We start from the raw sequence: 12,968 nt of genomic DNA, 5'->3' as shown, positions 1-12,968 counted from the left end.
CGCTCGTAGAGAAGACCCCCGACGCCGATCTGCTGCGCGAGATGATCGGCTTTGCCGCCCAGCGCCTGATGGAGCTGGAAGTGGAAGGCCAGACCGGGCGGCCTACGAAGAGAAGAGCCCCGAACGCCTGGCCCAGCGCAACGGCTACCGCGACCGGATCTGGGAGACACGCGCCGGCGCGGTTGAGCTGCGCATTCCCAAGCTGCGCGAGGGCTCCTACTTCCCGGGCTTCCTGGAGCCGCGACGCATGGCCGAGAAGGCGCTCACCGCCGTGGTTCAGGAAGCCTATGTGCAGGGCGTCTCGACCCGCTCGGTGGACGACCTCGTCCAGGCCATGGGCATGACCGGCATCTCCAAGAGCGAGGTCAGCCGGCTGTGTGGCGAGATCGACGACAAGGTGAAGGCCTTCCTCGCCCGTCCGATCGAGGGCGACTGGCCGTATCTGTGGATCGATGCCACCTACGTGAAGGTGCGCCAGAATGGCCGCATCGTATCTGTCGCGGTGATCGTCGCAGTCGGCGTCAACAGCGACGGCCGCCGCGAAGTGCTCGGCATGGACATCGGTCCTTCCGAAGCCGAGACGTTCTGGACGGCGTTCCTGCGCAAGCTCGCCCGCCGCGGCCTGCGCGGCGTCAAGCTGGTCGTCTCCGACGCCCACGAGGACATCAAGGCCACCGTGGCAAGGTGCTCAACGCCAGCTGGCAGCGCTGCCGCGTCCACTTCATGCGCAACGCCCTGGCGCATGCCGGCAAGAGCGGCCGGCGTGTCGTCTCCGCCTTCATCGCCACCGCGTTTGCCCAGGACGATGCCGAGGCCGCGCGAGCGCAGTGGCGCAAGGTCGCCGATCAGCTCCGGCCCAAGCTGCCCAAGCTTGCCGGCTTTCTCGACGAGGCCGAAACCGACGTGCTCGCTTACATGACGTTCCCGCCGCAGCATCGCACCAAGCTGCACTCCACCAACCCGATCGAACGTCTCAACGGCGAGATCAAGCGGCGGACCGAGGTGGTCGGCATCTTTCCCAATGAAGACGCCATCGTCCGCCTCATCGGCGCGATCCTGCTCGAACAGAATGATGAATGGGCCGTCCAGCGCGTCCGTTACATGACACTGGAAACAATCGCGCCCTTGAGCGATGATCCGAGCGTCAGCCGCACGGCGATCGCCAGCTGACCAGCCCGGGTCTCGCCGGCGAACGCGGTGATACACCGCCAGCTACACCACGCCACGGGAGTACGTCATGCCAAGCTGATGAATGCTTGTGGGTGCAAGTCCCATCCGGCCAAAGCCGAAGCAGGCAGGCCGGGACCGAGTCTTGCGGGCGTCGCGGCAACGCGGGGTTCGAAGTGTAGACAGGAGCCATGCGGGGTTCGGGAATGAGCCTCGAAAGGTGGATGTTCGCGGAGGCCGAGTGTGTTCCCTAAACACGAAGGCAGCATGAGTATCGTCGTTATGCGAGACGATGCCGCTCCGTCGGGGTCGATGGCCGGATCACGCATGGAAGGTAATCATCGGAACATGAGAGGCCCGACCGGGTCCCTTGGATTGGTCTCCAACGGGGGGCAGCGGCAAGGCAGTGCCAGAGCCGCGGTCCGAGCTGAGGTCGGGAGTCGGACTGGTCCATAGTACCTGTGAAGTCGTCGAAGGAAACGAGACGCATGGAGGGAAGGGACCAGCCTGAGGGGAGCCCGCGCGAGAGGGCCAGGGTCCGGACACAGAGCCGGGTTGCCTTGCCGCCGAACCTCGAACGGGTGAACGCGGCGGCCAAGCAGGCTGACCAAACCCGGTTCACGGCCTTGCTGCACCATGTCGACGAGGACGCTCTGCTTCGGGCGTTTCGACGACAAAAGCGGCAGGCCAGCGCGGGGGTCGATGGGGTGACGGTGGCGAAGTACGAACAGAGGCTCACGGATAACATCCGCGACCTCTGCGGACGGGTCCACACGGGTCGCTACCGGCCACAGCCGGTGCGACGAGTCTACATCCCCAAAGCCGATGGCGGTAAGCGGCCTCTCGGTGTGCCGGCGCTAGAGGACAAGATTGTCCAAAGCGCAGTAGCCGAGGTGCTGAGCGCCGTCTACGAGGTCGACTTCCTCGGGTTCTCCTACGGCTTCCGGCCGGGGCGGAATCCTCATATGGCGCTTGATGCCTTGCATACGGCGATCATGAGCCAGCGCGTCAACTGGGTGCTCGATGCCGACATACGCAGCTTCTTCGACTCGGTCGACCACGAGTGGCTGTTGCGGATAGTGGCGCACAGGATCGCCGATCCTCGTATCTTGCAGCTCATTAGGTTGTGGCTGCGGGCCGGCGTACTTGAGAGCGGCGAGAAGCAAGAAACGGACAGGGGTACCCCGCAAGGGGCGGGCATCAGTCCGCTCCTCGCCAACATCTTTCTGCCCTACATCCTCGACCTCTGGACCCATCAATGGCGCCGTCGCCGCGCACGCGGTCGCGTTGTGGCCGTGCGTTATGCGGACGACTTCGTCATGGGCTTCGAGAGCAAGGCGGATGCGCAGGAGATGCTGTTGGCCCTCAAGGCGCGGCTGGCCAGCTTTGGCCTGATGCTTCATGAGGGCAAGACGCGGTTGATCGAGTTCGGTCGGTTTGCGGCCCTCTCGCGTCAGCGGCGCGGCGAGCGGCGACCCGAGACCTTCGCCTTCCTCGGCTTCACGCACTACTGCGGGCGGACCCGGGACGGCCGGTTTATCGTGAAGCACAAGACGGAAGGGAAACGCCTGACGCGCAAGCTGACGGCGTTGCGCCAGGACGCCTGGCGGCTCATGCACGAGTCACTGGCCACCCAGCACGAGTGGTTCGCCGCAGTGCTGCGTGGACACTACGGCTACTACGGCAGGCCGCACAATTATCCAGCGCTTAACGGCTTCTACCGCGAAGTGCGTCGGATCTGGCTGCGCTGTCTGAGACGGCGAAGTCAGAAAAGTCGGCGCATGGGCTGGTCGGAGTTCGAGACCTTGACGGCACGCTTCCGTCTGCCCGTCCCACGCATCACTCGCACTTGGGCGCAGGCGCGGTTATGACGCGGGTTACCCTCGGGAAGAGCCGGGTGCGGGAAAGCCGCCCGCCCGGATCTGTGAGGGCGAAAGCCAAATGGCTGAGCTACTCGACCACGATCTCTTTCGCCCAGGATATTTCGAATCTTCGTGTCAGGGGGATCTGTGTTGAACTGGGAAAATCGTTTCAGAATGGCCGCCGAACAGCCTAAACAATGCATCTCGCCGGCACCATGCAAGCGCTCGATCTGAGACAGCTCTGGGACGCCATGCGTGGACTTTTGTCCTCTATCAACGCTCGATTGGCCGTCGCATCTTGTTGAGATGCTGACGGCGCCTTACGGTGAGCTGTGGGAGTCCTGCTTTGATTCTGACGGGGCTCTCGAAGCATCGACCCCTGCTTTCATCGGCTGTGATTATCCAATGGCTACCCAGATCCACGCAGCTGGTAGGAAGCCTGGGACTGCAGACTTCGGCTGTCGTGTAGCATGGCTCCGATATTCCGAGGCTGCCTTATTGAGGACGATCTGATGGCGTTAACGCCGCATGCTGATGGACTGTTCCAGTTCAGCCGGTCCTCGCGGATTTCCGCGTAACAGAGAGAGCATGTGACTGTGAACGACACGATGAAGCACATCAGGCGTTCGTTACGCGTGTTCGGCGGAATTGCTCTCGTCCTCGGCGTCTCGTCCGTGCTCGGACCTAACAATGTGCGATCCGAAGCCCTCAAAGGCTTTGGCGTTGGAGCGACGGGCGGCCTTGGAGGCGAGGTAGTTCAGGTCAGATCAGCCAAAGATCTGACGTATGAGCTGTGTCGTTCGTACAGCTTCGGGTACTGCAGTAACAATACCCCGCGTGAGATCCAGGTAATAGGAACTATAGATTTTACTGCCACGGAAGGGCGAGGCGAAGGGCAGGGTTGCCAATATGGCCGTGCTTGTTCGGCACCTTACAAGCGTGAATCCCTTCTTCTTATGGATGGCAACGACGCGCATTGCGATGGGAAGGAGAAGATGTTGGTCGGCTTCGACAGGGCCGGTAAGCGTCCGCTGGAAATCGGCTCAAACAAGACAGTGATCGGTGTTGGCCCGAACGCTACAATGAAAGGGAAGGGGCTGCGCCTGAATGCGGTCAGCAACGTCATTATTCGCAACCTGACCATCGGTGATATCAATAGCGGCGTGATATTTGCCGGCGATGCTATTGCAATTGCACGAGCCGACCTGGTTTGGATCGACCACAACCGGTTTCATAACGTCGGGCGGCAGATGATTGCCGGCGGCTTTGGCCCGACGACGAACATTACGATTTTCTGGAACGACTTCGATGGCAGCGATACCTATTCCTCCTATTGTAACGGAGAGCACTATTGGAATCTCCTGTTTCTCGGTGTCCCGCAGACGATTACCATCGTAAATAACTATTTCCATGAGATCTCGGGGCGGGCGCCGCACATTGACGGTGCGCAGGGCATTATTCATCTCGCTAACAATTACTTCCACAATACAAATGCGCAACAGAGCGGCGGATTTTTCCATGCGGTGGACGCTGGACCATCTGTGCAAGCACTGATCGAGGGTAATTACTTTGACAACATTGAAACACCTATAAAGACTGGTAGTGGACATATGTTTGGCTTCCTAGGCAAAGCCAGCGCGACCGTGCAGAGCATCTGCTTCAGCGTGCTCGGACGTCGGTGCATCGAGAACATCGCGATCCCAGTGCCGCGGATCAACGGCTTTCGCCTGGATCAAACCGTAATTCAATCGTTTGGAGCTCTTCCAAGGTCATCTATTCCTCTTCCATTTTCAGCGGAGGATGTTCCGGCAGTGATCACGGCCAGGGCAGGTCCCGGACACCTTGAGAACCGGTGATAGCTCGTTCGCAGACGCGGCTCGAGACTGGGCCGATTGCCGCAAATAGTTGGCCAGAAGGCGCGTACTGGACGAGAACGGCACGCATGCCGGACCTTGCACGCGGGCGGTATGGCCTTCTTCGGGTGCCGAGCGTTAGAATCCCTGTCGATTGTGCGCGCTATGCCTTTCGCCGCCGGCCTAGGCGCTCGTCTCAGATTGTTACGTCGGGTTTTGGTGGGGTCGGGTTGAAAAGGATCGGAGGCGGCATCGACTTCCTGGCAAACTGTTCGAATTATCATCCGATCCGCGACCTGACGGACGTTCACAGCTCCGTTTTCCGTCTGGCATGGTGCTTGCTCAAGAGCACCCGTAGCGCGAGGTTCGCCTTCGAAACCGAGTGACACGCGCCCTCGTCCGCGTAAAGAATCCGCAAAACCTGGAAAAATTCGCGATGAATGAAACAGCTTCGAGCGAGAGTGTCATTCCACCGACCGACGTCGTCGAGCGCGCAGCGCGCATCGGTGTTGAAATCAGAAATATCAAGCTCTCGGGTGATTTGCCGAGCAAAACCGTCGCTGCGATCAACAGCTTGCTGCTCGAACACAAGGTGATCTTCTTCCGCGATCAGGCGCATCTTGACGACCCGGAGCAGGAGCGTTTTGCTGCTTGTTTGGGAAAGCTGGTGCCGCATCCGACACTCGGTGCGATCAATGGAACGACCTCGATCATCGAGCTTGATTCCGCGCGCGGAGGTAGCCGGGCGGATGTATGGCACGCCGATGGAACCTTTCTCGCGGCGTATCCCAAACTTGCGGTGCTGCGAGCCGTTGTGATCCCATCGTCGGGCGGCGATACGATTTGGTCGAACGCCGTGGCCGCCTACCTAGATTTGCCGCGGCCGCTCCAACGGCTTGCCGACGAACTCTGGACCGTTCACAGCAACGCCTTCGACTACGCTGGGACCTGCCGTGTTCGCGAAATCGACCAGAAGCATTTTGATGAAGTCTTTACCAAAACGATTTATGAGACAGAGCATCCGGTGGTCCGTGTACATCCCGACACCGGCGAGCGCGCGCTGGTGCTCGGCGATCTGGTGCAAAGGTTTGTCGATATTCCGAAACGCGACGGTCAGAAGCTGTTTGATCTATTCCAGTCCCATATCATGGCGCCCGAAAACACCGTACGCTGGAGCTGGAAAGAAGGCGACGTCGCGATCTGGGATAACCGCGCAACGCAGCATTATGCGGTCAATGATTACGGTGATCAGCATCGCGTGGTTCATCGTGCCACAATCGATGGTGACGCGCCCGTCAGCGTCGATGGCCGATGCAGTGTAACGCGCCTCAAGTCGACGAAATACCCCTCCACGACAGTTGCCTAGCAGCTCGGCAATTAATCGATAATGCACTGCTCTTATCGCATGTTCGCGCGAATAGATATTTGCGAAGAGAAGTTCACCGAGCAGAACGCCGCGCGCAATTGGATGGGAGGGGCTAACGCGCCGCAGACTCGCGAGCCGACCTCCTTGCTGAAGTGAGATGCTGAAAGCTCATCTCAGCCCAGCGGAAATTGATTCAGTATTCAAGTAGCGCAAGTCATCCGGCCGCGGCAGCTTGATTTGCCGCGGAGGATACGTGTCCGCCGACCTTGTGCATCGGCTTTCGGCCAGCGTCACAACCGTCGGGCAGAAATAGCGCGAGTCTGAGGCAGCGAAGCAATGTGGCTGCCGCAAGAGCAGCATTCGATTGAACAAATGAGCACCAGAGATCAATTCCGCGGCCGGAGGGTGTAGATCTTGCGCAATACGACGCGGCCTACCGCTCGTAGACGAAGCAGCAAGGCTCTAACCTACCATTCCCAACAGCATACTACCTTGGACATCACGGCTAAGTTTACGCGGTACCCGGCTTCGCGTCAGGAGCACAGCGATACCCAAATCGCCGTGATGAGTGGGCCCAAGCCGTTAAAAAGGACGATTGTGATATCGACTACATTGCCAATTCATGCGAGTCTCGAGGCCTTAAAAAAACACCGACGTAGATACCAATATATTCAGGGCGTGTCCCGTTTGTGGCGTGTAGGTAATGCTTGTCGGGTGATTGATGTACGTCAGCCCTACGGTAGTATATATCCCGGGCGCCAGATGGGCCGTATACAGTCCCGAAATTGCCGTGCTGTCGCGGTGCGCCAGCTGCTCTTTGGCCACTGCAGCGTCCACTGCGAAGTGGCTCCAGATGGTGTTGCTGACAACAAGACTCATCTGATCAGTGGGCCGGCCGTCAAATAGGCCTTTCGCATACAGGCGAACCTCGTAATACTGACTAGCCCTATTCAGGTCAGGCGGAGCGTACATCGCAGAGAACCCGCCGTAGATTCCGCGAGATGCCGAGCTGTAGGCGGCAGACTGCCAGAATTGCTTGTCCGCAGCTACGTAGTAGACGGTGTTCGCCTTGGCTGTTGCTTGCGTCGGATGCCCTAGGTCCGTGTAGCTGCTGTTGTTGAAGCCCGCGCCAGCCCGCAACCACGTCTCCAGCACACCTGGAATAGGCTTGTTCCTATACGCAAGTTCATCAAGCAAAAGAATGCCTGCGTCGCGCGTGCTCCAGTTCAGGCCAGTGGGATTCTCGCTTACATGCGCATATTGACCAGCTGGACTGACCGAGCGCTGGATTGAGAACTTGTTATATAAGCGATCATCAAAATTGTACTTGAGATTAAGAGCAGGCGTTGGCGCCCAGTTGTTGCTCATGCCTGCTTGGAAAAGCATTTTCGACGAGGGTCCAAACACCTTGTCGCCGGCGCCCGCAAACTCATGTTGGTTCCTGAGATAGCCCACTTTGAGCTCGATTTTCCTGTCGAAGAAGGTTTGATAGTAAGAAAATGCATTGAGTCCCAGTCGGTCTGGCCCGGCGCTCTTCCATGTCCAGTATTGATGCTCGGCTCCGACCACGATCTGGCCATCGGAAATGCCGAACCTAGCGAGGTCATAGGTCACGATCATCGAGTTGACCGTACTAAATGTCGGATTCTGGCCAACGTATTGCTGATTGGCGATGGTGCTTCTGGCGGCATTGCCGAGCTCATCGTTGACAAACGTGTTTAGAGTCCAGCCAGCAAATCCAATCCCGAGGTCCGAAAGCTCGGATCTGACAGAAGCTACGTCCTGATTTATCGTGTCCGCAGCACCAGGAGCAGTGAACGCGCCACCTTTTTCGCGGAGGTTATCGAGTTTTGCGAATGGATCGGTCTGCGTTTGGATTCCGCTCTTGGCAGTCTCGAGGGCACTGTCGCGCTTTGTCGTGGACGTAGCTGTTTTCGACAGGAAGCTCCCAGAAAGGCGCGCTGCTCCCTTGGGCCGCCCGGTTCGGAATGTCATGGCCGGATCCGAAATTGTTCTGCTTGTTGCCTCGTCGAGCTCATCGGGGCTGTGGCTTCTTGGGCCAGAGATCTCGCCACTCCGCGCGGCCGAACTGCTGGCGAGACTAGCTATCAGACAAAGGACAATACGACTTCGTGGCTTCGCAGTTGGTCCAGACATGAAAGCAACGACGCCAGCCGGGTGCGCTTGCATGAATAGCTGCGTTATAACGCAATGATGCATGGTGATTTTCGCGTCCGTCGATTTGAAAAAAGTGCACTTCCACTGACGGCCTAGAGCGGATGTCAAATCTTGCCCCTCAATGCGGTGGGTGACGCTTGACACCAGGTGGCCTATCTATGTCAGCGAGACCGCTCAGCCTTGCGCGCTATCACCACATCGGCGCCGCTTGGCCTACGTGTGGGTACACAGCGCAAAACGACCCAGTCGCTCGGTCGTTAATCGAAGGCGAGCTTCTGCTGCAGGGTGTCGACATTAGCGGGCTGGCTCGGTGTGCGCGTTCGCTAGCAAGAGATTGGTGGCCGATACACGGAGCCCAGCGACCTTGCGACAAACCCGCTGGCAAAACGAAAGAAAATAGTTTTGAACAGAGAGCAGCGGCAATAGCGGAGCTCGCACAACAACACGCCCGATCCAAGAAACGCCGCTCGCAGCTCGGCCGATGGGATGAAGCACAGGCAGGCAGCAGGGGCTAACATCCTTGACGGCCCGTAGGCTCGCCGCCACAAACTCTCGAGTGGCTCTCATGGGAAGATGGAGAACACGATTGGAGACAGTTTGGTACCTGGGGACGGCGAGACAAAACATCCATCAGCTCCATTGATCGATGAAATCTATATCGCGTGGCGACTTCTTATGCGGCCGGGCGAATTTCACCGCCACTGACTGGCATGTGTCCGTGGTCTCCATCAATTGCTAGGTTTGGTAGTTGACTGAGCGGGAGGTCGGCTGTCGCTGCGCGAATCGCAGCTAATGTGTCGCTCGACTCCACAGCGCCCCGGCGTTCACGGCCGATCGGTATGGCAGCGTCGGCGGGTGAATTCTAGGCGTCGCTTCGATGCACGTCGCGCGAAGCTCTTACGGGGAACGATCTTTTCGAGAACCGTGATCCCGCCGGATCTGGTTATATTTGTTGCGCTCGACCATGCTTTGCGCCGTATCACGCAGTATTTCGGCTGCCACCGCTGGAGCCAAGGGTCAGATGTCCTTGTCCATCCGGACGGGCTCGATCAGGGTTTTCGATCCGGAAGTCCCTAAACGCCGAGATATCATCATCTCCGACGACATAGGATGATCCGTTCTCGATCTCCAGTTGGTTGGCGGCGTCGCGCAACCAGTCATCGTCCCCATCGAGGTCCGTGGCTACACGGCTAATAGCGGTGATGGGATGAAACTTGTATGGTCGTGCTGCTTGGGCGAGGAGCGTTGTTGTCGGAGTGTCCAATTCCCGGCAGCAGTGCGTCCAGCTCGTCTTCGCGCCGCGGGTCAGGGCGAGTCTCCGCCGCACAGCTTCGCACGGCGTGGTTGACCGATTTGGAGCTGGTTGTGAGTGTGCCAGGTGAGCGAACGCATTCCTCAGGCTTCCTGGCGCGTGCAGCAAAACGTGATGCATTTCATCCAATCATTGCGTTGGCTGGTCTGAACAGGGGGGGCGCGAAGATAACAATCGAATGCGGCTGCCACAGCCCGAGTGAGAAAACGATGCTCCGGCCTCACGCGGATGAATCCCTTTTCCATTTCGACGATCCCATCCTCAGCGAGCATTGCCAAGCGTTCGCCTGAACCGAGGAAACCCACCGGCTCAAATCCATGAGCATCGCCAATTGCCGGCACGTCGACCTCGAAATCGCACATTAGCCGCTCAATGATCGCGGCCCGGACGCGGTCTTCAAGGCTGAGACAGTAGCCCCTTGACGTCGCCAGACGGCCGGCGTTGATTTGGCCGCTGTAGGAACCCGCTGTAACTTCGTTCTGGACGTAACCCTCGCCAAGCCGGCCGATCGCCGACGGTCCGAAGCCGATCACTTTATTGCAGGTGTCGGCCGAGTAACCGAGTGAATTCCGCCGCAGGCGACCGGCTTTCTGCGCCAGCGCGAGCTCATCGTCCGGCAAGGCGAAATGGTCGAGTCCGATCTGGCGGTAGCCAGCTGCAGTCAGTGTATTGGCCATCGCGGCTGCTTGTTCTGCACGGGCATGGCTGTCTGGCAGCGCTGCCTCGTCGATCAGGCGCTGATTCTTCTTGAAGGAAGGAACGTGCGCGTAGCCGAACACCGCAAGCCGGTCTGGTCGCATGGCCAGCGCCGTTGTCGCGGTCTGAACGCAGGACTGCACCGTCTGATTTGGCAGACCGTAGATGAGGTCGAAGTTGACGCGCATTATTCCATGCTGCCGCAGCGATTCGACAACGCGCTCGGTTTGTGCCTCACTCTGGACCCGGTTGATGGCTTTTTGGACAATTGGATCGAAGCTCTGGACGCCGAGGCTCGCGCGGTTCACGCCGGCAGCCGCCAACCCTTCGCATGTGGCGAGCGTGAACGTGCGCGGGTCGATCTCAACAGCAATGGCGGCCGTGTTCGAAATCGCAAAGCGGCGGCGCAGAAGCTCCATCAACCGCCGGAATTCCGTTGGCTCGATGAGGGTCGGCGTTCCACCGCCAAAGTGGACGTCGCTCACAGGCAGCGGTTGCGCAAGGTGCGCCGCGACCAAATCGATCTCCTTACGAAGAACCCCCAAAAAGTCGAGGATAGGAGAATGCCGGCGAGTGATGCTTCGAGCGAAGCCACAATACCAGCAAATCGATCGGCAGAACGGAATGTGGAAATAGAGCGACACCGATTGATCAAGCGGCAGATGCTGCAGCCATCTCTCACAGGCGTCGGCGCCGACTGCTTTGGAGAACTGGGCTACAGTTGGATAGATGGTGTACCACGGAAGGCGAGCATCGTAATACGTGCTTAAGATCGAGGTCTGCAAGGATTGTTATCCCATGTTTACGAAGTTTTCCGTCGCAAGCGAATTGTCTTGCATCCCTTTGCTTGCCAAGGGCGATCGGGACTGTCGCTAGGCAATTGGGAGCTTGCGTGACGGCCGATCTGCCGAAGAAACGCGCTGTCGGATAACAATCCGCTCCCCTCGGACACAGAGAACAAGTTCTGCAAGCGAGATACTCGGATCAACACGGCCACGGCGGGGTCCCCAATTCGTCCGCCTCGATAGTCTTATTCTTTGGCAACGAGACACCCACCAGGGCCGTTTATGCTGCTAGAGCTCGAACTGCTCCACGATTGACTCGTGCGAGGTTCAATGACCAACATTGATACGGTCCCGTATTCTCCATCAACTGACAAGGTTGGTAGTTGATTCTGCGTGCGTATTCCCCATCGGTCCAGGAATAATGCGTCCGCTTGGCTCCGTCCCGGTACGTAGTGAAATTCGCCAATGGAGGGATTGTCGGTGGGCGTCTTCATGGGTCCCTCGCAGAAGAAGTCCTTTCATGCGTCCGTTACTCGGCGGCAATATCGCTACGAGCGAAACGTTTCCTATCGGCGGCTCTCGCGCAGCTGGCGTGAGGAAATGAGCCGGGTAGGTGAGCGAGAACGGATGGGTGCAATTGAACAGCCGGCCGCCTCAGAGGCGCCGCCGGTTTTGCACAGACGTCAAGGCACCTACGTTGGTGTTAGCCGTTTTCGTGTGTCTGTGCACCGCAGGAGCCGACCTTTTAAGCGACGTCAGGCAATATCTCGCGAGGGCAGCTCGTCAAGCCGCTCCAACGCTAAGCATGGCGTCGCCCGACCACAGGCCATTCTATACGAGGTTCTTTCGGGAGAACGGGCGAGCGATCGAATAGTGGAGCTATCTGGTACTCACCGCTTCACCTTCCTCCGTTTCATCTCCGCCGTCAGCTCAAACCTATCGAAGCCGGCGAGGAAACTCGCGCCTTCGTCTAAACCCGGAAGGTCCGATCACAGTCGGAGCACCACCGGGCTCACCCCCGGACACGTCGTACCTCGATGATTTGCCGAGTGTTCAGTCCCAGGCCAGCTCTCCACACGTCGGTCGCAGATATCGAAAGTGGTTGAGGATCAAGCGGCTTCACTCGGCTCGTGTAGTTCGTTGGGCGCGGCGTTGTGCCGAAAGTTCCGAACACCGGCGCAAACGAGGACGGCGGGCGCTTCCCCAAAAACGCGTACCCGAAAACGAGGCTCAACAAGCAGAATGCTCTCTTCTCTCCAATTCAGCGCATCCGGCCTCTTGAAATTGGATGACTTGATGTACGATCGATCCCTCCTGCCGCGAACGTTCTACTGGAGGCCACTGTTCGTCGGATAGGCACAAATCGCGCGAAACCAAATAGCCCGAATGAACCGACTACGGCGGCCTAGACCCGGGAGATCGCGGCGCCCATAGCTCTAGACGGTATTCCTGACCGCCTCAGCTAGGATTGCGTAAAGGTGCCGCTTGCTCATTTCCTGAGGCCGCGTTTCTAGCGCCGTTTGCGGCCGCTTCTTTCGGACGCGATCGCGGCGGGCAGCCATCGACGTCGGCCCTCGCTTGGGGACCGATCTAATCTTGGGTTTTGCTGTTGGTGGCGATCGTGTCCCGTGGCGTGGTGTAGGTGGCGGCGGGCCACCGCGTTCGCCGGCTGGAGCCGGGCTGGTCAGCTGGCGATAGCCGTGATGCTGACGCTCGGATCATCGCTCAACGGCGCGATGGTTTCCAGTG

Annotated in this window: 5 protein-coding genes and 1 pseudogene; 4 read left to right on the top strand and 2 right to left on the bottom strand. The window is 58.9% G+C overall.

The features are described from left to right. The first annotated feature begins 127 nt into the window (after window positions 1–127). From AC0L3B_RS37450 to AC0L3B_RS37435, 4 genes and pseudogenes are all read left to right on the top strand, one after another. Window positions 128–1,170, top strand: a pseudogene (locus AC0L3B_RS37450) (IS256 family transposase). Between the two features lie 458 nt (window positions 1,171–1,628). Next, window positions 1,629–3,038 (top strand): group II intron reverse transcriptase/maturase, encoded by a 1,410-nt coding sequence (gene ltrA / locus AC0L3B_RS37445; protein WP_473382519.1) that lies wholly within the window; start codon window positions 1,629–1,631, stop codon window positions 3,036–3,038. 587 nt (window positions 3,039–3,625) lie between these two features. After that, window positions 3,626–4,885 carry a pectate lyase family protein gene (locus AC0L3B_RS37440; RefSeq protein ID WP_473382517.1) on the top strand — a complete coding sequence of 420 codons (1,260 nt, stop codon included), beginning with the start codon at window positions 3,626–3,628 and terminating at the stop codon, window positions 4,883–4,885. Between the two features lie 433 nt (window positions 4,886–5,318). After that, complete coding sequence (locus tag AC0L3B_RS37435; protein ID WP_204514079.1) at window positions 5,319–6,248, top strand: TauD/TfdA dioxygenase family protein; 930 nt, start codon at window positions 5,319–5,321, stop codon at window positions 6,246–6,248. 639 nt (window positions 6,249–6,887) lie between these two features. Here the strand turns inward: AC0L3B_RS37435 and AC0L3B_RS37430 are convergent. Together AC0L3B_RS37430 and hemN are read right to left on the bottom strand one after the other, a co-directional pair. Then, window positions 6,888–8,243, bottom strand: coding sequence for a carbohydrate porin (locus AC0L3B_RS37430; protein ID WP_473382514.1), 1,356 nt, complete (start codon window positions 8,241–8,243; stop codon window positions 6,888–6,890). Between the two features lie 1,578 nt (window positions 8,244–9,821). Next, window positions 9,822–11,219, bottom strand: coding sequence for an oxygen-independent coproporphyrinogen III oxidase (hemN, locus tag AC0L3B_RS37425; protein ID WP_473382511.1), 1,398 nt, complete (start codon window positions 11,217–11,219; stop codon window positions 9,822–9,824). Window positions 11,220–12,968: the final 1,749 nt, after the last annotated feature.

It is taken from the genome of Bradyrhizobium sp. Kon56, assembly GCF_055807635.1.
Note: the sequence above shows the minus strand (reverse complement) of the source record. Positions and strands in the feature narration are given on the sequence as shown.